The sequence below is a fragment of the Xanthomonas sacchari genome (assembly GCF_024266585.1).
GTDB lineage: Bacteria > Pseudomonadota > Gammaproteobacteria > Xanthomonadales > Xanthomonadaceae > Xanthomonas_A > Xanthomonas_A sacchari_C.
The window spans coordinates 1,029,821-1,052,486 of record NZ_CP100647.1 but is presented as its reverse complement, the minus strand read 5'-3'; the positions used below and the strand labels follow the sequence as shown (position 1 = coordinate 1,052,486).

14 protein-coding genes are annotated in these 22,666 nt (G+C 67.6%); 3 read left to right on the top strand and 11 right to left on the bottom strand.

What is annotated here, in order from left to right:
* Positions 1–8 precede the first annotated feature (8 nt).
* The 11 genes from NKJ47_RS04280 to NKJ47_RS04230 form a co-directional block, all read right to left on the bottom strand.
* On the bottom strand, positions 9–1,142 hold the full coding sequence (locus NKJ47_RS04280; RefSeq protein WP_254460297.1) for a type IV secretion system protein: 1,134 nt from the start codon (positions 1,140–1,142) through the stop codon (positions 9–11).
* Between the two features lie 47 nt (positions 1,143–1,189).
* Positions 1,190–1,831, bottom strand: coding sequence for a hypothetical protein (locus tag NKJ47_RS04275; protein ID WP_254461334.1), 642 nt, complete (start codon positions 1,829–1,831; stop codon positions 1,190–1,192).
* A gap of 1,064 nt (positions 1,832–2,895) precedes the next feature.
* Positions 2,896–3,216 carry a hypothetical protein gene (locus tag NKJ47_RS04270; protein ID WP_254460296.1) on the bottom strand — a complete coding sequence of 107 codons (321 nt, stop codon included), beginning with the start codon at positions 3,214–3,216 and terminating at the stop codon, positions 2,896–2,898.
* Between the two features lie 839 nt (positions 3,217–4,055).
* Positions 4,056–4,400, bottom strand: a complete 345-nt coding sequence (locus NKJ47_RS04265; RefSeq protein WP_429002487.1) for a JAB domain-containing protein — start codon at positions 4,398–4,400, stop codon at positions 4,056–4,058.
* A gap of 45 nt (positions 4,401–4,445) precedes the next feature.
* Complete coding sequence (locus NKJ47_RS04260; protein ID WP_254460295.1) at positions 4,446–4,739, bottom strand: hypothetical protein; 294 nt, start codon at positions 4,737–4,739, stop codon at positions 4,446–4,448.
* Between the two features lie 13 nt (positions 4,740–4,752).
* Positions 4,753–5,304 (bottom strand): hypothetical protein, encoded by a 552-nt coding sequence (locus NKJ47_RS04255; protein WP_254460294.1) that lies wholly within the window; start codon positions 5,302–5,304, stop codon positions 4,753–4,755.
* Between the two features lie 9 nt (positions 5,305–5,313).
* Positions 5,314–5,550, bottom strand: a complete 237-nt coding sequence (locus tag NKJ47_RS04250) for a hypothetical protein (RefSeq protein WP_254460293.1) — start codon at positions 5,548–5,550, stop codon at positions 5,314–5,316.
* A 729-nt stretch (positions 5,551–6,279) separates the two neighbouring features.
* Positions 6,280–8,463, bottom strand: coding sequence for a 1,4-alpha-glucan branching protein GlgB (glgB, locus tag NKJ47_RS04245; RefSeq protein WP_254460292.1), 2,184 nt, complete (start codon positions 8,461–8,463; stop codon positions 6,280–6,282).
* Positions 8,460–11,813 (bottom strand): maltose alpha-D-glucosyltransferase, encoded by a 3,354-nt coding sequence (treS, locus tag NKJ47_RS04240; RefSeq protein WP_254460291.1) that lies wholly within the window; start codon positions 11,811–11,813, stop codon positions 8,460–8,462. The genes glgB and treS overlap by 4 nt, the downstream gene beginning before the upstream one ends.
* Positions 11,810–14,971 carry a maltotransferase domain-containing protein gene (locus NKJ47_RS04235; RefSeq protein ID WP_254460290.1) on the bottom strand — a complete coding sequence of 1,054 codons (3,162 nt, stop codon included), beginning with the start codon at positions 14,969–14,971 and terminating at the stop codon, positions 11,810–11,812. The genes treS and NKJ47_RS04235 overlap by 4 nt, the downstream gene beginning before the upstream one ends.
* A gap of 1,410 nt (positions 14,972–16,381) precedes the next feature.
* A complete protein-coding gene (locus NKJ47_RS04230; protein ID WP_254460289.1) occupies positions 16,382–18,736 on the bottom strand; it encodes a GH92 family glycosyl hydrolase in 2,355 nt (784 codons plus the stop codon).
* A 131-nt stretch (positions 18,737–18,867) separates the two neighbouring features.
* Here NKJ47_RS04230 and NKJ47_RS04225 point away from each other — a divergent pair, with 131 nt between their 5' ends.
* The 3 genes from NKJ47_RS04225 to NKJ47_RS04215 all read left to right on the top strand — a co-directional run bounded on the left by NKJ47_RS04225 (position 18,868) and on the right by NKJ47_RS04215 (position 22,598).
* Positions 18,868–19,917, top strand: a complete 1,050-nt coding sequence (locus tag NKJ47_RS04225; RefSeq protein WP_254460288.1) for a LacI family DNA-binding transcriptional regulator — start codon at positions 18,868–18,870, stop codon at positions 19,915–19,917.
* The gene (locus tag NKJ47_RS04220) at positions 19,914–21,218 is read left to right on the top strand and encodes a sugar MFS transporter (protein ID WP_254460287.1); all 1,305 of its coding nucleotides are present in this window, start codon (positions 19,914–19,916) and stop codon (positions 21,216–21,218) included. The genes NKJ47_RS04225 and NKJ47_RS04220 overlap by 4 nt, the downstream gene beginning before the upstream one ends.
* 93 nt (positions 21,219–21,311) lie before the next feature.
* Complete coding sequence (locus NKJ47_RS04215) at positions 21,312–22,598, top strand: AGE family epimerase/isomerase (protein WP_254460286.1); 1,287 nt, start codon at positions 21,312–21,314, stop codon at positions 22,596–22,598.
* The last annotated feature ends 68 nt before the right edge of the window (positions 22,599–22,666 follow it).

Here is a 22,666-nt window from a genome sequence, read left to right as displayed (position 1 = left end):
CCTTGACTTTAGCTAATATTACTGTCTTTAGAGCCAGCTAAGCCGCGCGCCCCTGCTGGGAGTTGCGCGCTTGCATTTGTACCAACTGTTCTCGCGGCATGTGTATCTCCGCCAATTGCACCACTGGTCGTCCTAGTATCATTATTTGGCAGTTGTTGCGGCACATACGACCCCGGCGGCTGCCCCTGCGGCCCTGGCGTTGACGCTGCACCACCGGAGAACGCCGAGAAGTGCATAAAGGACGCCATGCTGCCCTGCCAGAGCACTGCCGCCATGGGCGGCACGGAAACGATGAGCAAGGTCATGAGCAATCCAATCCCTCCCTGCTGGAGCGCCTGGGAAGACAAACCTTCCGCATTTCCCAGCGGTATGAGTTTCATGGCCCAGTAGGCACCCGCCACCTTGGCGGTGAACTTCAACACCATCGCCGTCGCCACCGACAGCATCGATAACGAGAATAACGTGCCGATCAGGTAGTACAACCACTTTTTGAACAGGTCTTTCGTCTGCTCGAACATCAGGAAGAAGATGAAGATCGGCCCGATGCCCACCAGGAAGGCCAGGGTGAACTTGAACAACAGCAGCATTGCACCGGCGACCATGGGCGGACCGGCCGTGCCGAATCCTGCCAACAAGATCGCTCGGCTCTTTTGATCGATCGACTCGGGATCGTTGGCGTCCACCTTCACGGCATCCAGGGCGGCCATCGCGAGCTGGGTGTACTCCAGATTCTGGTCGATCGCATCGGCTGCGCTGGAATTATCGTCGCCCGTGAACAAGCCGTGGATCTCTTTGTCCAGGTTGTCGGTCATCGTCTTGTGCAACATGGCGCCGTTGGCGCCGACGGTGGACGCGATCATGAGGATCACCGCGACCTTGGCCGCCTTGACGATCGTCGCCATCGCCGATTCGCGCGACTGCCCGGTGGCGATGCGATAGCCCTGGATCAGCACCCAGAACATCGTCGCCGTCAGCGCGATCACACTCACCCAGCGCATCGCCCGCCGCGTCAAATCCAGACCGAAGGTCGCGATTTCGTTGGTGAAGTAGTTGTTGACCAGCCTGAAGAACAGGAAGTCGCCCAGGTTAGCGTCTGCCAGCGGCTGCACCCAGTGCGTCGCAGTGTCGAAAAGTCCGTTCATGCTGCGTGTTTATCCGATGTCCATGGTGGATGTGGGCTGCGACGCGATCAGTTTTGTAGCGCGCCAGCCAGCACGCCGGCCTGCACGACCTGCCCCAGCAGGTTGTCCTTGTTGCCGTTCAGGGCACGCCGGGCCAGGCGCGACTGGTCGTCCTTCAAGGCGACGATGTAGGCGTCGTAAGCCTTCATCTGCGCATTCCAGTAGTCTAGGTCCATGGCGTTCTGCGCCGCGAAGCGGCGGATTTCGTTATCGTTGGCAGCCAGTCCGCCTTGGCTCGACCCGATGCTGTCGCGCTGGGCCTCGATCTGCCGCTTGAACTGCTGGTTGCGATCGATCAATCGCTTGAGCATGCGCACCGTCTCGTTGTACTGCGCGTTTTGCGCCATCACGATGCGCGCGCACACTTTCGTCTGCTCCCCAATCGCATCGCCGCCCATGTTCGGCGCAAGCGCCTTGAACTGGCTCAGCAATCCCGAGAGGCCACTCTGCGCGGCTCCCGGGCAACTGTCTTCCACTCCGTACTCCAGGGGGCGGTCGGCAAAGTTGTCTTGCATGGTGGAATCGCCGAGTTGCAGCCGCTTGAGCTTGATGAGCTGCTGCTGGTAGTGCTCCACCTGCTTCTGGTACTGGCTGATCGTTTCCTGCCAGCGCTTTGCGGTCTCCGCGTATTCCGCCATGGCTTTGGACATCGACGCCGGATCATTGACGATCACCTGTGCGTTGGCTTGGCCGGCGCAGAAACCGCCGGCAAGCAACAGGGCCGCGAACAGCGGCGAGAGCGGGATGAGGGAGCGGCGTTGGCGAAATGCTGTATTCACGGCAGGTCTCGTCGGGTCAGAAGCAAAACCGGTGGAGCGGGACAGGAGGCAGTCCTATGTAGCGAGGACGCCAGCGGGGGGGCGGCTTGGGGGGGGAGAAGCACTGCGTGGCAGCCGCAGGAGCAATTTCTTGCTGACGACTGCGGGTCCGCCCACGACCTGGGCTGGGGGATGAATGCAGGTTCTCTTCCTGCTGCGGCCATGGTCCTTATGCGCAGTTGGGGCAGGTTGGGGCAAACTCTGGCATAGGTATGGGTGAATTTCCACCTCCCCCCATTCAGGCGGGCGTGGCCGGCTTCCCCGAACGCCTTCTATGCTTGGCCCTACAGCGGGACGTAGGAAAAGTCTGACCCCTCAACGCGGCAGTTTCCTACCGCGTTTGCGCAGTCCGTTTTGTCAACACCCGCCTGACCGGATCACGTACCTTGGCCGAGCCCAAGATGCAGGCGACCACCCCGCAGGGGGGAAGGAAACGTGATGCGTGACACATGGCAACTCAGCCGACCATCGTCGGGCAGCATGGTCATCGCCTGCCGCTTTCCAGTGTAAGCGTGAACCAGCCAGATTTCCGTAGACACTCATCTGCGGCTCTGCGCGTAACTCCTTTCAAACTCTACCGGTGGCAGCCCGCCATCCGTGATCTTGGCCGCCTGCATCGGCTATACACCGTGTGCTTGGATGCGGGACACGACGTCCACCACCTTAAAGCCACGCTAGATTACCTGCCTCCCCGCTTTGGCACGGAGCTCATCCGTGCATTGCTTGCTGTTGCCCATAAACACCTCGGTCATTGCCATCAATTATGGCAACTGGATGTCTACGAGAGGCTGGCCGGTCCACGGGCAGTGCGCGATGACCAAGGCGAACAGGGGCATGGCGGTATCCGCAAAAAAGTCCCAGACGCAATCGTTTTCTGGATCAGCGGGCGATACCAGTCAAGGTTCGTAGCCCCACTGCGCGATGATGGTTTCCACGATGTGTTGATTCGGTACGATCGCGCCTGGACATGTCATCAGAAATGTCCGGCGTGCCGCCGCCGTGGCCGGCGGGTTGAACGCCGGGCTCCATACCTGGATGGCATGGAAAGCTGCGATTGGCGCCGCACATTGGGGACTCGGAGTGCCGAACCCAGACACGCTGGCCATGCAAAGAAAGACCGAGCAAGAATCAGGCGCCTGTGCGCGAGCCGGGGCGCTCAGGCCGAGGTCTAAAGCCGCAGCCAGTGCGAGAGTGGCGGAAATGGCGCGTAGTTTCATGATGAACCTCCCTGGTTACTGAAATGACGTGCTTGTTTCTGGGCGACTTACGATAAGCGCGGCTCAACGAGACAGTGCCGGCGCCGCTTCCTGTGGCGGCGGCTGGATTGGGCGATGCGTGATTCTCAGCATGGCGGGTGGCGTTGTAGTCGGCTTGTAGAAGCGGACGGCGAGGTCCGGGAACTGTGGTGAAGTATGTACCAGGTCTTCCGCGCGAAGGTGGGGATAGCGCTTGAGCATGTGCCTAGCTAGCCATCCGTACTCCGGAGTGAGGCGCGCGCCGCGTTACTTTACCGAAACTATGCCTGACCACAACTTCAGGAAACTCCTGAATGCGAGGTTTGGGCCATGCGACTCTGCAACCATCTGAATTTATGGATATTTTCCGGCAATGCCATCGCCACCGCAGCGATTGCTGGCAGACGCTGGTCGCCGTGGACAAAGGTAAGGAGGCCATGCCGTCTCCATGCCTGCTGACGTTGTCAACGACATGCCAGGCAACCATCGGTCTTCGAGGTCGCGTCGCGGCTGCCACTGCGTGGCCTACTCTACGCCCCTGCAGCAGTAGACGCTGGCGGTCAGCACCCCCTGCGCCGCGCTGGTGATCTTCTTCGACCCATCCCTGGAGATTCCTGCATGAGCGTCCGCGCGGAGCTTACAAGAGGCTCCCCAGGCGCCCTGTAGACAGTTGAGCGTTGGGGCGCACCTGGAGGACAGCGCCGGGTGCTGAGCATTGCACCGATGCCCGCTGGCAGCGTCAGCCCTATGCCGCCATCATTGCCAGCGGCTGGCGTGAAGCACCAGCAGGTGTAGCAAAAAGGGGGCCGAAGCCCCCAACGTCAAAGCAAACCGCGCTCTGCGAACGTCATGGCAACGGCGCCTGCGACGATGACGTGATCCAGCGTGCGAATGTCCACCAGCGCCAGCGCCTGGCGAAGCAGCGAAGTCATCGCTTTATCGGCCGCGCTCGGCTCGGCGCCTCCGTTCGGATGGTGGTGGGAAACGATGACCGCGGCCGCATTGAGCCGCAGCGCCTGCTTCATCACCTCGCGCGGATGCACGTCGGCGGCGTCGATCGTGCCGTGGAACATCTCCACGCAGTCGATCACAGGTGTTGGGTAGGCGGTTTGATCGCCGTCTCGTGCTGATGCTGTAATCAGGACGTCGCGCTGACGCTGACGCACAGGTTCATTCTCGCCATAGCGTTCAAGCGGCGACGGCGGCTAAAACTACGGATTCGTCATTGCTGGCGGAAGGCCATACCTGCTCTGACTGGTAAGTGCTTCCAGTAGCTGCTCCCGTGTGGGAGGCGCGTAGGAAAACGTCATCGAGCTGTTGGGCGCGTGCTTCATCAGGTGCGCGATCGTAAACGCATGCACGTTCAGACGCGTCAGCGTGGTGGCAAAGATGCGCCGCAGGTCGTGCATGGACCACAAGTGATCGCATGCTTCCCGAACGAGCTTGATGTGGTACTGCGGTGGACAGGCCACATGACCCGTCTTCGATTTGGCATAGCCGAACACGAAGTCGTTGATCCTAGCCGCATAGCGTCGCTCCAAGATCGTGCGCGCCAGCGGCGCGAGCGGAAAAGGTGTAGGACTGACCATTCCTGGTGTCCCGGAATGTCACCTCGTTCTTCTTGAAATCCACGTCGGTGCTCCACCGTAGTGTCGCGGACTCAACAGAACGGCTAGCCGTGATGAGCGTGAACAGGCTGTAGTCGCCCTCTACTGGCTTCAACGCTTCGCAGGCAAACCACCACTTCACGAAGTAGGGCTTCGTCGTCTCGAGAAATCCGCTGCGCCTGTTCATCCGGTTCCAGCGCCGTGCAGTTCTGAGGATGGCAACTGGATTGGAGAAACCCACACCGGCCAGACGATGCTTGCTGATCGCGTCCTTGTAGGCAGCCTGTAGATACTTGAAGTGCTGATTGATGGTGCGAGTGATGGGTGCCGGCTTGCCGTCGCGCCGATGCTCGGCAAGCATGCGTGAGCCTACATCGAAGCGCACTAGCACATCATCCTGTGTGATCTCCCGGTATGGCCGCTTGAGCCAGTTGGGCAGCACGCCCTTCACGATCTCGACCATCTCATTCGATCAGCCGTCCGGCTTGCTCTTGAACGCCTGCCCCTCATGGCCACCGGAGTGCTTGATGGCTGCGTCAATGCTCTTCTTGGTGCTGGCGCAGTGCGCAACCTCGTCCCGGTACTCCTGGAAGAGTTCTCCGAGTGTGGCGTCGATAGGGCCTCGCTCACGCTCGGCGTAGGGATCTTTGCCTTCCAACAACGGCGCTTTCAACAGCAGAGCTTTTTTGCGCGCCTGATCGACAGTCATGGATGGGGCCGTACTCTCCAAGCTTCCGCTTCGGCACCTTCCTGCCAACGCGGACCTGGAGATAGAACACCTTTTGGGTCGCTGAAACGCGCAGGCCGAAGCCGGTCAATTCGTCGTCCATGTATCGCGTTTGCTCCCCAGCCGCGGCCGGCGGCAGGGACTCTTGGGCATCTTGGACTCCTCTAGGCCACGCGCAGCCAATCCCAGGCTACACATAGGCTACACGCGAGCTACAAGTTGATCGCAGCCCATCCAAGTTCAGTGCGTTGCGACGCACTGAAAAACTATTACAAAACAATTTCTTATCGAAACAATAGCGAGATTCCCAACGCCTGCAAGGGCTTGCGAAATGCCACTTTAGACGCTCATGAGTCCTCTGCTTTAACCGTTGAGCCATAGGCCCGGACGCGTCCGGAGCGGGCGGGCGATGCGTCGCCGCCGGCTTGGCGCCTCTGGCGCGCATGCAGAGGAAGGCGCCGAGGCGGGCGTGAGTTTACCGGTTGGGGCGGTGGGCTGTCTGCCCGGGGCGGTAGACGGGGCCGAGAATTGCTCTCGGCCTGTGGGCGCAGCGAGCTAGGCGCCGAGGACTGCACCTAACGGGTGCGAATCTTCGGCATCTCGTGTGGTTACGGCTCGAGTGCTGACAGTGGATCGGGAAAGCGTCGGGACTGAAGTCCCTCCCACAACAGCCGATTTCGCTCCCACCAACGGACGCCTCCCCCCCACCCCCTACTCCTCAACCCCAAGCACCAGCACCGCCAGCGGCGGCACGGTCAGCACCAATGAAGCAGGATGCCCGTGCGCACCGATGTTCTCGGCCCGCACGCTACCGCCGTTGCCGGTATTGCTGCCGCCGTAGATCTCGCTGTCGGAGTTGAGCAGTTCGCGCCAGCGGCCGGCGCGGGGCACGCCGATGCGGTAGCCGTGGTGCACCTGCGGGGTGAGGTTGGCCACCACCAGTAGCGGGGTGTCGCCGCTGCGGGCCTTGCGCAGGTAGGCGAACAGGCTGTTGCCGGCGTCGTCGCCGATGACCCAGGCGAAGCCCTCGGGTTCGTCGTCGCGGGCGTGCAGTGCGGGGTGCTCGGCGTAGAGGCGGTTGAGGTCGCGGACCAGGCGCTGGATGCCGCGGTGGTTGGGCTGGTCGAGCAGGTGCCAGGGCAGCGCGGCATCGTGGTTCCACTCGGTGGGCTGGGCGATTTCGCAGCCCATGAACAGCAGTTTGCGCCCGGGGTGGGTGTACATGTAGCCGAGGTAGGCGCGCAGATTGGCGAAACGCTGCCAGTCGTCGCCGGGCATGCGGCCAAGCAGGGAGCGCTTGCCGTGCACCACTTCGTCGTGGGAGATGGGCAGCATGAAGCGCTCGGAATACGCGTAGACCATGCTGAAGGTCATCTCGCCGTGGTGGTAGCGGCGGTAGATCGGGTCCAGTTCGATGTAGTGCAGGCTGTCGTGCATCCAGCCCATGTTCCATTTGTAGTTGAAACCCAGGCCGCCGTGGGCGAGATCGGCGGTGACGCCGGGCCAGGCGGTGGATTCCTCGGCGATGGTCATGGCACCGGGGGCCTGCTCGGCCACCACCTGGTTGAGCCGGCGCAGGAAGGCGATGCTCTCGTAGTTCTCGCGGCCGCCGTGGATGTTGGGCACCCACTCGCCGGCGTTGCGGCTGTAGTCGCGGTAGAGCATGGAGGCGACGGCGTCCACGCGCATGCCGTCGACGTGGTAGCGCTGCAGGAACTCCAACGCGCTGGCGATCAGGAAGCCGGAGACTTCGCGACGGCCGTGGTTGTAGATGAGCGTGTTCCAGTCGCGGTGGAAGCCTTCGCGCGGGTCGGCGTGTTCGTACAACGCGGTGCCGTCGAAGTGGGCCAGGCCGTGCGCGTCGGTGGGGAAATGCGCCGGCACCCAGTCGACGATGACGCCGATGTCCTCGCGGTGGCAGCGATCGACGAAGCGGGCGAAGCCGTCCGGGCTGCCGAAGCGCGCGGTCGGGGCGAACAGGCCCAGCGGCTGATAGCCCCAGGAGCCGCCGAACGGATGCTCGGTGACCGGCAGCAGTTCGATGTGGGTGAACCCCATGTCGGCCACGTAGGGAATCAGCCGCTCGGCCAGCGCGTCCCAGTCGAGCAGGCTGCCGTCGTCGGCATGCATCCACGAGCCGGCATGCACTTCGTACACGCTGATCGGCGCCTGCGGGGCGTGGCGGCGCGCGCGGGTGGCCATCCAGGCATCGTCGCGCCACGGGAACGGCGCGGGGTCGGCGACGATGGAGGCGGTGCCGGGCGCCAGTTCGGCCTGGCGCGCGACCGGGTCGGCCTTGGCCGGCAGCTCTTCGCCGCGCGGGCCGCGCAGGGCGAACTTGTAGCGGGCGCCGGGGCCGACGCCGGGCACGAACAGTTCCCACACGCCGGCCTGGTGGCGCAGGCGCATCGGGTGGCGGCGCGCGTCCCAGCTGTTGAAGTCGCCGATCACCGCCACGCGCGAGGCATTGGGCGCCCAGACCGCGAAGCGGGTGCCGCGCTCGCCGTCGACCTCGACCACGTTGGCGCCCAGCGCATCGGCCAGCTGCAGATGATGGCCTTCGCCGATCAGGTGCAGGTCGAAGTCGCTCAGCTGCGGGCCGAACGCGTAGGCGTCGGCGGTGTCCTGCTCGCCGCCGGGCCAGCGGATGCGCAGGCGGTAGCGTCCCTCGCCCGGCAGTTCGGCGTGGAAGAAGCCTTCCGGCCCCTGCTGCAGCGGCACTTCGCTGCCGTCCTCAAGCACCGCCAGCACCGCGTCGGCGCCCGGCTGGTAGCTGCGCAGCACCCGCGCCGCGCCGAGGCGGTGCGCGCCCAGCACGGCGAACGGGTCGCCGTGGCGGGCGGTGGCGAAGGCGCGCTGCGTCGCGTCGTCCCAGACGTGGACGGCATCACTCATCGAATCGACTCCTGGGGCGCGGGAAAGCGGTCGAGTATGCGCAACAGTCCCTGTATGGGCACCATGATCCATGCCGGGCGGTTGGCGGCCTCGTAGCGAATTTCGTAGCAGGCCTTCTCGATCAGGAACAGCAAGGTGGTGGCCTCGAACGCGGCCGGCGCCACCCACGGGTGCGGACTGGCGTCGAGCACGCCGCGATAGGCGGCCAGGAACGCGGCGCTGGCGCGACTGCGGAACGCGGCCAGGAACGCCTCCTGCGCGGTGTCCAGGCCCGCGCCCACACGCGCGGCGGTGCCCTCCTCGCCGCGCGCGGAGACTTCGCTGGCGTAGTCGAGCGAGCGCAGGAAGCCGGCCACGTCGTGCAGCGGGCTGGCCTTGGCGCGGCGTTCGTCCAGCGACTTAGCCGGCTCGCCTTCGAAGTCGATCAGCACCACGTCGTCGAACGCGACCAGGATCTGGCCGAGGTGGAAATCGCCGTGCACGCGCGTCAGCAGCGCGCCGGACAACAGCGACGGCGCCTGCTGCAACCAGGCGTCCAGGCGCGCACGTTCGGCCAGCAGGCTGTCCACCGCCGCATGCTCGGCCGGGTCGTCGTTGGCCGCGCGGTGCGCCAGCAACGTGTCCCACATCGCCTGCACCTCGTGCACCACACCGTCCACCACCTGCTGCGCGGCGGCAGCGTCCACCGCCTGCGGCGCGAAGGCTGGCGCGTCGGCAGGTTGCGCCAGCACCGCGTGCAGTTCCGCCAGGCGCCGCCCGACCAGGGCGGCGAAGGCGTCGTAGCTGGCCACGCTCTCCAGCCGCGCGGCATCGTCCTGGGCGGCATCGTATTCCTCGGCGCCGCGCGCCAGGTGGTCCAGGGTCCAGCGCCAGGCATCGCCCTGGTTGCGCACGAAGCCCTGCAGCAGGGCCAGCGTGGTCTCGCTGCCGTCGGCCTCGACACGGGCGACATGGCCCAGCAGCGGCGCGGCGTTGGCGTAGCCCAGCGCGGTGAGGCGTTCGCCGATCTCGATCTCCGGGTTGATGCCGGCCGACACGCGCCGCAGCAGCTTGAACACCGCCGCATCGCCGACGATCAGCGAGCTGTTGCTCTGCTCGGCCGACAGCCAGCGGATCTCCGGGTCGGCGGGGATGGTGACGCGCTGCAAGGCCGGCGTCGGGCAGAAACGGATGCGCTCGGCGGCGGTCTCGTTGCCGGCGTCGCCGTCCACGCGCAATTCCGCTTTGTCGCGCAGCGCGGCGAGCATGCTCAGGGTGAAGGGCTTCAGCGCGAAGGCGTCGGTCAGGTAGCCGACCTCGCGGCCGTGACGCACCCGCGCCAACGCCAGTTGCTCGGCCAGCACGCTGGGCTGCTCGCGCTCCCAGACGATGCCCAGCGGCAGGATGTAGCGCTCGTGCGCGCCGTCGTCCAGTTCCGCCTCGATTTCCAGCAGGGTCAGGCCGTCGCCGCCGGGCAGCGGCGTGCGTCGGGCGATGCGCACGCTGCGCAGCGCGCGGTCCTTGGCCGCGAACCAGCGCCGCGTGGACAGCCACGCCGGCAGGATGTCGCGCTCCAGCGTCGGCAGGTGCGGCTGCAGGCCGGCACTGTCCACGGTGCTGCGCAGCACCAGGGTCTGGTAATCCGGCAGCGGCACCGGCGCCGGCACGTGCCAGTCCGGCAACGTCGCATTGCCGACCAACTGGAAGGCGTAGAACCCGAACGCCGGCACGGTGAGCAGATAGGTCAGCCGCCCGATCGGCGGGAAGCTGCCGCCGCCGAGGATGTCCACCGGCACCCGGCCCTCGAACTCGGACAGGTCCAGTTCCACCGCCTGCAGCGTGTGCGAGAGGTTGGCCACGCACAGCACGGTCTCGTCCTCGTGGCAGCGCAGGTAGGCGAGCAGGCGGCGGTTGCCCGGATACAGGAAGCGCAGCGTGCCGCGGCCGAACGCGCGGTAGCGCTTGCGCACCGACAGCACGCGGCGGTTCCAGGTCAGCAGCGAGTACTGGTCGCGCTGCTGCGCCTCCACGTTCACCGCCTGGAAGCCGTACAGCGGGTCCATGATCGGCGGCAGCACCAGCGCCGCGGGATCGGCGCGCGAGAAGCCGCCATTGCGGTCGATCGACCATTGCATCGGCGTGCGCACGCCATCGCGGTCGCCCAGATGGATGTTGTCGCCCATGCCGATCTCGTCGCCGTAGTACAGCACGGGCGTGCCGGGCATGGTCAGCAGCAGCGAGGTCATCAGCTCGATGCGGCGGCGGTCGCGCTCCAGCAGCGGTGCCAGGCGCCGGCGGATGCCGAGGTTGATGCGCGCGCGGCGGTCGGCCGCGTAGGTCTGCCACAGGTAGTCGCGCTCGGAGTCGGTGACCATCTCCAGGGTCAGCTCGTCGTGGTTGCGCAGGAAGATCGCCCACTGGCAGCTCTGCGGGATCTCCGGGGTCTGGCGCATGATATCGGTGATCGGGAAGCGGTCCTCGCGCGCGATCGCCATGTACATGCGCGGCATCAGCGGGAAGTGGAACGCCATGTGGCATTCGTCGGCGTTCTCGCCGAAGTACTGCTGGGTGTCCTCCGGCCACATGTTGGCCTCGGCCAGCAGCATGCGGTCCGGGTACTCGGCGTCGAGAGTGGCGCGGATGCGGCGCAGGATGGCATGGGTCTCGGGCAGGTTCTCGTTGGAGGTGCCCTCGCGCTCGATCAGGTACGGCACCGCATCCAGGCGCAGTCCGTCCACACCCAGGTCCAGCCAGAAGCGCATCACTTCCAGCACCGCTTCCATGACCGCCGGGTTGTCGAAGTTCAGGTCCGGCTGGTGCGCGTAGAAGCGGTGCCAGAAGTATTGGCCGGCCTCCGGGTCCCAGGTCCAGTTCGACTTCTCGGTGTCGCAGAAGATGATGCGGGTGCCGGCGTAGTCCTGGTCGCTGTCGGACCACACGTAGAACGCGCGTTCGGGCGAACCGGCCGGGGCGCTGCGGGCGCGCTGGAACCAGGGATGCTGGTCGGAGGTGTGGTTGATGACCAGTTCGGTGACGATGCGGATGCCGCGCGCATGCGCCTGCGCCACGAAGCGCTCGAAGTCGGCGATGCTGCCGTAGTCCGGGTGCACCGCCATGTACTCGGCGATATCGTAGCCGTCGTCGCGGCGCGGGCTGGGGTAGAACGGCAGCAGCCAGATCGTGTCCACGCCCAGGTCGGCGATGTAGTCGAGCTTGGAGATCAGCCCGGGGAAGTCACCGATGCCGTCGTCGTTGGAGTCGAAGAACGACTTGACGTGCACCTGGTAGATGATCGCGTCCTTGTACCAGCGCGCATCGCCGGCCGGTGCGCGCGGCTCGAGTGGCGGGGACGAGGTCAGGGCGACATTCATGCAGGGGCTCCGGCGCGGATGCGCCACAGGGAGAACGGCCGCGACGGATCGAGGCGGATGTATTGGGTCTTGCCGTACCAGGTGAAGTCGTGGCCGTCCCACAGGTCGCGCACGGCGACGCCGGCGTGGTCGGGCAGGCCCAGTTCCCACAGCGGCACTTCGATCTGCGCGTTCTGCGGCGCGTACGGGTCCAGGCTCACCGCCACCAGCACCAGGCTGCGGCCGCGCGCCAGGTGCGCGGCGTCGAGGAACTTGCCGAAGTACAGCACCTGCTCGTTGTGCGCGACGTAGAAGCGCGTGCCCAGGTGCGACTGCAGTTCCGGATGCTGGCGGCGCAGCAGGTTGAGGCGGGTAATCTCCTCGACGATGTCGCCCGGCGCGCGCTCGGGCCACACGCGCAGCTGGTACTTCTCCGAGTCCAGGTATTCCTCCTTGCCCGGCAGTGGCTTGGCTTCGCAGAGTTCGAAGCCCTGGTACATACCCCACAGCCCTGACAACGTGGTCGCCAGCGCCGCGCGGATCAGGTGCCCGCTGCGTCCGCTCTGCTGCAGGAACAGCGGATTGATGTCCGGGGTGTTGACGAAGAAGTGCGGGCGGAAGCACTCGCTGGGCGTGCCGGTATTGAGTTCCTCGATGTAGGCCTGCAGCTCGGCCTTGTGCTGGCGCCAGGTGAAGTAGGTGTAGGACTGCGAGAAGCCCACCTTGGCCAGCCGGTACATCGGCTTGGGCCGGGTGAAGGCCTCGGACAGGAACACCACCTGCGGATGGCGCCCACGCACCTCGGCGATCAGCCATTCCCAGAACGGGAACGGCTTGGTGTGCGGGTTGTCGACGCGGAACAGGGTGACGCCTTCGTTGACCCAGAACAGCACCGCATCGCGCAGCGCGTTCCACAGCGCCGGCACCGCGCCGCTGGCGTAGAAGTCGACGTTGACGATGTCCTGGTACTTCTTCGGCGGGTTCTCCGCGTACGGGATGGACCCGTCGGCGCGCCAGGTGAACCAGTCCGGATGCTCGCGCAGCCAGGGATGGTCCGGCGCGCACTGGATGGCGAAGTCCAAGGCCAGCTCCAGGCCGTGCGCGGCCGCGGCCGCGCGCAGGCGGCGAAAGCCTTCCAGTCCGCCCAGTTGCGGATGCACCTCGGTATGCCCGCCCTCGGCCGAGCCGATCGCATACGGGCTGCCGGGTTCACCCGGCTCGGCGGTCACCGCGTTGTTGCGGCCCTTGCGGTTCTTCTCGCCGATGGGATGGATCGGCGGCATGTACAGCACGTCGAAGCCCATCGCCTGGATGTGCGGCAGCCGCGCGATCACGTCGTCGAAAGTGCCATGGCGCTGCGCATCGCCGCTCTGCGAGCGCGGGAACAGTTCGTACCAACTGGCGAAGTGCGCGGCGTGGCGTTCGGCCTCGACCCGGAAGGTCATCGGGTACTCGGTGCGGAACGGCTTGGCGTCGGCGCGCGCCATCGCCTCGGCGGTGTCCGGTTCGAGCAACAGCTGCGCCTTCTCGGCCAGGTCGTCGGTGCGGGCGATGCGGGTGGCGGTGGCCTTCAGCCGCGTGGCCAGCGCGCCGCGGCTGCGCCCGCGCGCGGCCTCGACCTGGCCCAGCGCTTCCTGCACGTCCACCGGCAGCAGGGTGCCGGCGGCGCGCTTCTTCTCCAGGTCGGCATGGGTGGTGGCGTAGACGTCGCGCCAGGCCTCGATGCGGAACTCGTAGCGGCCCAGGCGCTGCAACGGGAACTCGCCGCGCCAGCGGTCGTTGCCGAGCGCGCGCATCGGCGCGCTCGACCAGGTGCGCGCGTCGGCGGCGCGCCACAGCAGCGCCACGGCGATGCGGTCGTGGCCGTCGCAGAACGCATCGGCCTCCACGCAAACACGGTCGCCGACCGTGCGCTTGACCGGGAAGCGGCCGTCGTCCACCGACGGCGTCACCGCCTCGATGCACACCCGCGCCTCGCCGGCGGCGACCTCGGCCGGCGTGCGCGCACGCGCGGCGGTCAGCACCGGGCGCGCCGGCAGGCTGCGGTAGATACGGACTTCGCCCGCTTCCAGGGTGCCGCCCTGCTCGCCGTGGATCGGTTCGCCATGGTCGCTGAGCAGGCCTTCGCTGTCGCCGAGCAGGCGCAGCAGCGCCGGCCCAGGCACCGGCAGCAGGTGGTCGCGGTCGCTGTTGAGCAGCACCAGCCACGGCGCCGCGTCCAGCGGCTCCACCGCCACCGCGGTCAACGCGCCGTCGCGCAGCAGCGGGCGCAGGCGCAGCGGCGCGGTGGCGTCGGGCAGCGACGCTGCCGGCGTGGACGCGTCGCCCTCGGACATACCGTGCTGCGCAGGCTCGGGGTGCCCATGTTCCGTCAGTATGTCCTGCGCGGCGATCGCCCAGGCGCCGCCGAACGCGGCGGCCAGGCGCTGCCGCTGCGCGCGCGGCAACGGCAACGGCGCATCGCTGGCGGTGTCGGCATCGAGGGTGGCGACCACGCAGCGCGCCAGTGCGCGCAGGGCGCTGTCCTCGTCGAAGAACCAGTCGCCGCGGCCGTCCCACCAGGCCAGCGAGGAGAACGCGGCATCGAAGCCGGCGCCGGCCAGGCCGCGCAAGGCATCCAGGCCCAGCCCCGGCGTCCACGCCAACAGCCGCGCCTGCGGCGCCTGCGCATGGACCCCGTCGATCAGCGTGCGCCACAGCGACGCCGGGACGCGCTGCGGCTGCAGCACGCGGAAGCCGGCCACGCCGCTGTGCAGCCAGTCGAGCAGGCGCGCACTCCACCACTGCGCCAGTCCCGCGCCCTCTTCGGCGGAGGCGAAACGGCCCTGGGCGATGTCCGGCGCGGCGCGTTCGGCGCGCGGGTCCGGCAGCGCCGAACTGCGCGCGCGGAACCAGTGCGGATGTTCCTGCAGCAGGCGGCTGCCGCCGCCGATCTCGTCGATACGCAGGTCCAGCAGCACGCGCAGTCCGTGCTGCTCGGCGCGCTGCAGCCAGCGCTGCAGCTGCGCGTGGCCGGCCGCGTCGTCGTTCGCCGGGTCATGCGGGCGGCCGTCCGCGTCCTGTGCGAACGGGTTGGGCAGCACGACGTGATCGCATCCCTGCGCCTGCGCCGCCGCCAAGGCCGCGTCCAGCGCGGCCGCATCGTGAGTAGGAAAGGGGGACAGCAGGCAGACATGCATTCGGAAAATCCCGTTCGACGAATGAGAAGGACACGTCGCCTCTGCGCGCCGTTGCCGGCAACGCGGATCGCGCCGTCGCATGGCAACGGCACCGGAACCGAATGGGCCTGCACGCTGCCGCGCCTCCAGGATCGCGACGGTGCCGGCGCACCCGGTCCGCGCGATGCGATGCAGCACCGACACGAGACCACGAACGCCGCAAATGGAATGTGTGGATGACATTAAATACGCGTGCATGTGATGCGGCGCGATGTGATGATGTGGGGCGAAGCACATTGCGCGACCAAGCCCAACGCACGTCACACCGAATATTCACGCGATGTTGACGCCCGCTCGAATCGCGCACGAGGCCGTCGTGCAGCGCGGAAGCCTCGGCTGTCATCCAGGCGCAGCCTCATGCCGGTGCAGCTTCAACGCATCTGTGAACCTGCTGCCACCACACTCCAGCCGGATCCCGCTGGCCCTGCGGGAGTCAACTGTCATGCTGCCGCGACGCGCGAAGTGCTGTGCTTTGCGATGGCGCAATGCGTCGGGACTGAAGTCCCTCCCACAGTGCACCCGGCAGGCTCGCCGTAAGCCGCTGTGGGAGCGACTTCAGTCGCGACGAGTGGAGCCATCCAATGACCAATTGCTACGGCAGTCGTGGCTGAAGCCCCTTCCACGGTGCACCCTGCGGGACTCGCCACACCCCCCTGTAGGAGCGGCTAGTGCTGTGCTTTGCGATGGCGCAATGCGGCGGGACTGAAGTCCCTCCCACAGTGCACCCGGCAGGCTCGCCGTAAGCCGCTGTGGGAGCGACTTCAGTCGCGACGAGTGGAGCCATCCAATGACCGATTGCTACGGCAGTCGTGGCTGAAGCCCCTTCCACAGTGCACCCTGCGGGACTCGCCACACACCCCTGTAGGAGCGGCTAGTGCTGTGCTTTGCGATGGCGCAATGTGTCGGGACTGACGTCCCTCCCACAGTGCACCCGGCAGGCTCGCCGTAAGCCGCTGTGGGAGCGACTTCAGTCGCGACGAGTGAAGCCATCCAATGACCGATTGCTACGGCAGTCGTGGCTGCAGCCCCTTCCACAGTGCACCCTGCGGGACTCGCCACACCCCCCTGTAGGAGCGGCTAGTGCTGTGCTTTGCGATGGCGCAATGCGGCGGGACTGAAGTCCCTCCCACAGTGCACCCGGCAGGCTCGCCGTAAGCCGCTGTGGGAGCGACTTCAGTCGCGACGAGTGGAGCCATCCAATGACCGATTGCTACGGCAGTCGTGGCTGAAGCCCCTTCCACAGTGCACCCTGCGGGACTCGCCACACCCCCCTGTAGGAGCGGCTTCAGCCGCGACGGGCTTGGCCGGGAATGCCCCGTCGCAACTGAAGCCGCTCCTACAGGACATCTCCCGGCGTAGCTGGAGTGCCCTTCATTCGCTCATCGAATAGGCGCGCTCGGCGCCAGCCGCCGCCCAGGCGGTGTTGGGCGTGGCCTGCAGGGTGAAGCGCAGTTCGCCGCCGGCCATGAGTTCCTCGTGGCGCAGGAACGCGCGGTGCAGCGGACGCCCGTTGAGGGTGACGCTGCCGACATAGGGATGCGCATCGTCCAGGCCGTCGGCGATCACCGTGAAGCGCTTGCCGTTGGGCAGCGCCAGGGTGGCGCGCGGCAGGAACGGGCGGCCGAGGATGTATTGGTTGCTGGCCGGCGCCACCGGGTAGAAGCCCAGCGCGGTGAACACGTACCAGGCCGACATCTGCCCCAGGTCGTCGTTGCCGGCCAGGCCGTCCGGACGCGCCGCGTACTGGCTGCGCATGATCTGTTGCAGCCGCGCCTGGGTGCGCCACGGCTGCCCGGCGTAGGCATACAGATAGGCGACATGGTGGCTGGGTTCGTTGCCGTGCGCATACCAGCCGATCAGCCCGGTGATGTCCTCCATGTGCGCGAACACCTTGGGATCGACCTTGGCGTCGAACACCTGGTCCAGGCGTGCCAGCAGCCTGTCGTCGCCGCCATGCGCACGGGCCAGGCCGGCCACGTCCTGCGGCACGTACCATGAATACTGCCAGGCGTTGCCCTCGGTGTAGTCGCTGCCGTAGCCGCTGGCGTCCGGATCGAACGGGGTGCGGAAGCTGCCGTCGCGCTTGCGCGCGCGCATGAAGCCGCTGTCCGGGTCGAAGGCGTTGCGCCAGTTGCCGGCGCGCTTGGCGAAGGTGGCGGCGACGTCCGTGCGGCCCATGTCCTGCGCCATCCGCGCGATCGTCCAGTCGTCGAAGGCGTACTCCAGGGTCTTGGAGGCGGCCTCGCCTTCCTCGTCGATCGGCACGTAGCCCAGCTCGCGGTACTGGGCGATGCCGTCGTAGGGGCCGTAGTTGGCGCTGGCCACCATGGCCTTGAGCGCGGCGTCGGTGTCGTAGCCGCGGATCCCCTTCATGTAGGCGTCGGCGATCACCGGCACGGCGTGGTAGCCGATCATGCACCAGGTCTCCAGGCCGTGGAACGCCCATACCGGCAGCACCCCGTAGGGACTTTCGCGCTGGTGCGCGAGCAGCGAGTTGACGATGTCGTTGGTGCGTTGCGGCGGCTGCACGATGGTCAACAGCGGATGCAGCGCGCGGTAGGTGTCCCACAGCGAGAACGTCGAGTAGTGGGTGTAGCCCTGCGCCTGGTGCACGGCGTTGTCCGGTCCGCGGTAGCGGCCGTCGCTGTCCATGAACAGGGTCGGGCCGAGCAGGCTGTGGTACAGCGCGGTGTAGAACTGGGTGCGCTGGGCCGGCGGCGCGTCCACTTCCACCGCGCCCAGCGCCTGCGCCCATTGCGCGCGCGCCGCGCGGCGCACGCCGTCGAAGTCCCAGCCCGGCACCTCGGCGTCGAGATTGGCGATGGCGCTGTCCTCGCTGACCGGCGAGATCGCCACCTTGACCAGCAGCGGCCCGCGCAGGGCATCGCCGAAGTCGAACGATCCGACCAGTTGCCGGCCTTCGATCTGCGCGCGCTGGGTGGGGTCGTTGTCGCCCGGCGGCGGGAAGCCCTTGTAGGGGATGTCCTGCTCGGTGTTGTGGAAGGCGTGGCCGCGCAGCGGCTGCGAGAAGCGCAGGGCGAAGTACAGCTGCCGCCCCGGCGCCCAGCCGCGGGTCTCGCGGAAGCCGGTGACGGTGCCATCGGCGCGCAGGCGCAGCCGCGACCAACTGATCTTGCCCGGGTAGTCGTACAGGCTGGTGCGCAGGTCCAGCAGCACGTGCGCCGGCTGACCGGCCGGGTAGGTGTAGCGGTGCACGCCGACGCGGGCGGTGGCGGTGAGTTCGGCGCGGACCTTGTAGTCGTCCAGGGTCACCGCGTAGTAGCCCGGCTCGGCGCGCTCGTCGTCGTGGCGGAAGCGCGCGCTGTAGCCGCTGCCGGGGGTGTCCGGGTCGCCGCGCTCCAGCCGCACCGCGCCGCTGATCGGCATCAGCAGCACGTCGCCCAGGTCGGAATGGCCGGTGCCGGAGAAGTGGGTGTGCGAGAAGCCGACCAGACTACGGTCGTCGTAGCGGTAGCCGGCGGCCCAGCCGTAGGCGTCCTTGCGCGGCTGGATGCGCGTGTCCGGGCTCAGCTGGACCATGCCGAACGGGACCGTGGCGCCGGGATAGGTATGGCCCTCGCCGCCGGTGCCGATGAAGGGGTCCACCGCCGCCACCGCGCGCTCGCCGGCCGTGGCAGAAGCAGCGGCGGCGACGGCCGGCGCGGTCGGCCACAGCGCGGCCAGCAGCAGTGCGGCGGTGCCGCCCAGCGTCCTCGAGCTGCGCATGGCAGGCTCCCCGTATCGAATCGATCCAAACCGATAGCACAAAGCCCGCTCAATGCCTTGCTGCACTGCAAAATGCGGATCGCAGCACGACGGCGCAGGATGGGCGGCCTTTTGAACCGGTCTAATCCGTCGTGGCGCCGTCTCCCGCCGACAAACGCGTCACCGTGTCCGACATCGCCGCCGCCTGCGGCGTGTCGCGGGCGACCGTGTCGCTGGTGCTGCGCAACAGCCCGCTGGTGCATGCCGACACGCGTGCACGGGTGGCGGCGGAGATCGCCCGCCAGGGCTACGTCTACCACCGTGGCGCGGCCAGTTTGCGCGGGCGCGCGTCCAATGCGGTGGCTCTGGTGGTCAACGACCTGGCCAATCCGTTCTTCGCCGAGTTCGCCGGCGGCGTGGACGCGGCGCTGGCCGAGGCCGGCTACGTGATGCTGATGGGCAGCACCGGCGAGTCGCCGGAGCGCCAGCAGACCGTGCTGGCCTCGCTGATCGAGCACCACCCGGCGGCGCTGATCCTCGCACCCACCGAGAACACCGACGCGGCGCGGCTGCGCCAGTTGCTGGGGCCGCGCCTGCCGGTGCTGCTGTTCAACCGTGCACTGGACGGCGACTGGCCGTTGCTGGCGCTGGACAACCGCCGCGGCGCGCGCCTGGCCACCGAGTACCTGCTGGCGCAGGGCCACCGCGCCATCGCCTTCTTCGGCGGCCACCGCCAGTCCAGCTCCTGCGCCGAGCGCCGCGCCGGCTACCGCGAGGCGCTGGCCGCGGCCGGCATCGCGGTGGACCCGGCATGGCTGATCGAATGCGCACCGACCCGGCTGGACGCCGCGCGCCAGGCCGGCGCGCTGTGCGCGCGCGACCCGCTGCCGACCGCGCTGGTCTGCTACAACGACGTGGTCGCGCTGGGCCTGGCCAGCGGCCTGGCCGAACGCGGCCGCGTGGCCGGCCGCGACTACGCGCTGATCGGCTTCGACGACATTCCCGAAGCCGCCGTCGCCACCCCGCCGCTGTCCACCGTCGCTGTCGCCCCGCGCGAACGCGGCATGCAGGCCGCGCGCCTGGTGCTGGACGCGCTGCGCCACCGCCAGGCCCTGCCTGCGCTTACCATCGCCCCCGCCCGGCTGTGCCTGCGCGCCAGCAGCCGGGTCACCCTCTCGCCCGTTCCCGGAGTCGCTGCATGAGTCGTCGCCCGCTGTCCAACACCGCCGCCATCGCGGTGGTCAGCATGATCTTCTTCACCTGGGGTGGCCTGACCAGCCTCAACGACGTGTTGATCCCGCATCTGAAAGCAGTGTTCCAGATGAACTACGCGCAGTCGATGCTGATCCAGTTCACCTTCTTCGGCGCCTACTTCCTGATGTCGGTGCCGGCCGGCGCGGTGGTGTCGCGGGTCGGCTACAAGGCCAGCATCGTCATCGGCCTGGTGGTGGCGGCGATCGGCGCGGCGATGTTCTACCCGGCCGCGCGCCTGCCCTCCTACCCGCTGTTCCTGACCGCGCTGTTCGTGCTGGCCAGCGGCATCACCCTGCTGCAGGTCGCCGCCAACCCCTACATCAGCCTGATCGGCGCGCCGGAGAAGGCGCCGAGCCGGCTCAACTTCGCGCAGGCGCTGAACTCGCTGGGCACCACCGTGTTCCCGTGGCTGATCGGCCCGCTGATCCTGGCCGGCGCGGTGCTCGGCGCCGACCAGCTGGCGGCAATGAACCCGGAGCAGCTGTCCGCCTACCGCATCGAGCAGGCGCGCTCGGTGGAGATCCCCTACCTGATGCTGGCCGGCGGCCTGCTGTTGCTGGCGGTGTTCGTGCTGGTGATGCGGGTGCCGTCGCTGCGCGAGGACACCGATACCGGCGCCGAGTCGCACCACCGCTTCGCCGACGCGCTGCGCCATCCGCACCTGCTGTGGGGCGTGGTGGCGATCTTCATGTACGTGGGCGCGGAAGTGTCGATCGGCAGTTTCCTGATCAACTACATCTCCGGCCCCACCACCGGCGGCCTGACCGAAGCCGCTGCCAGCCACTATCTGCCGTTCTACTGGCTCGGTGCGATGATCGGCCGCTTCGCCGGCGCGGCGCTGCTGCAGTTCGTCCCGGCGCGCAAGCTGCTGGCGACCTTCGCCGGCATCGCCTCGCTGCTGCTCGTGGTCACCATGCTCAGCACCGGCCATGTGGCGATGTGGAGCGTGATCGCGATCGGCCTGTTCAACTCGATCATGTTCCCGACCATCTTCACCGTGGCCATCGAGCGCCTGGGCGTGCTCACCAGCAAGGCCTCCAGCCTGCTGATCATGGGCATCGTCGGCGGCGCCATCGTGCCGCTGGTGCAGGGCGTGCTGGCCGATGCGATCGGCATCCAGCACGCCTTCGTGATCCCGCTGCTGTGCTACGCCTACATCGTCTGGTACGGCCTGCGCGGCTCGCGCCTGTCGCCGGACCTGGCGGCGGCCGCCCCCACCACCGCGCCGACCGCGCGCGTGATGCACTGATCCGCTGATCCGTTCCCTGTGCGGCGGCGGCCCGAGTGCCGCCGTCGCGCGCAGCTGCCTTCCCCACCCTCACTCCGTTCGCCAATCACCCGCATGAACCTGCCCGCCACGCCCCTGCCCGACTTCGCCGACGCCGCCGTCCTGCGCGCGCACATCGCCGACACCATGGCCTTCTACCACCCGCGCGCGATCGACCCGGCGGGCGGCTTCTTCCACTATTTCCGCGACGACGGCAGCGTGTACGACGCCGGCCATCGCCACCTGGTCAGCAGCACCCGCTTCGTCTTCAACTACGCGATGGCGGCGATCGAGTTCGCCGAGTCGGCGCTGGCCGCCGAATACCTGGACGCCGCGCGCCACGGCCTGCGCTACCTGCGCGAGGTGCACCGCGATACCGCCAGCGGCGGCTACGTGTGGACCCTGCGCGACGGCGTGGCCGAGGACCGCACCCAGCACGCCTACGGCGCCGCCTTCGTGCTGCTGGCCTACGCCACCGCGAAGAAGGCCGGCCTGGACACCGACGCGTGGATGGACGAGACCTGGCAACTGCTGGAAACCCGCTACTGGGACGCCGCCGCCGGCCTATACCGCGACGAGGCCACCCCGGAGTGGACGTTCTCCAGCTACCGCGGGCAGAACGCCAACATGCACCTGTGCGAGGCCCTGATCGCCGCCTACGAGGCCAGCGCCGAACCGCGCTACCTGCAGCGCGCGCTGCTGCTGGCCGACCACATCACCCGCCGCCAGGCGGCGCTGGCCGGTAGCCTGGTGTGGGAGCACTACGACGCCAACTGGCAGGTGGACTGGGACTACAACCGCGACAACCCCAAGCACCTGTTCCGGCCGTGGGGCTTCCAGCCCGGCCACCAGGTCGAATGGTCCAAGCTGCTGGTGCTGCTGCACGGACACCTGCAGGCCGCCGCCGGCACTGCGCCGGACTGGCTGCTGCCGACCGCGCGGCACCTGTTCGACACCGCCCTGGCGCACGGCTGGGACGCGCAGCACGGCGGCATCGTCTACGGTTTCGCTTCCGGCATGGAAGACGCGCCGGTGGTCGGCGTGCCGGACGTGGCCGCGGCGCCGACCTACTTCTGCGACGACGACAAGTACTTCTGGGTGCAGGCCGAAGCGATCGCCGCGGCCTCGCGGCTGCTGGCCGCCACCGGCGATGTCGGCTACCGCGCCGCCTACGACAAGCTCTGGGCGTACTCCTGGGCGCATCTGGTCGACCACCGCTACGGCGCCTGGTTCCGCATCCTCAGCCGCGACAACCGCAGCTACAGCGACGAGAAGAGCCCTGCCGGCAAGACCGACTACCACACCATGGGCGCCTGCCACGACGTGCTGGCGGTGATGCGCGGCAGCCGCGCGTTCGGGTAACGCAGCCCCCTCGGATGTAGCGGCGGCTTCGGCCGCGACGGGGCGTTCCTGGGAACGTCCGCTCGCGG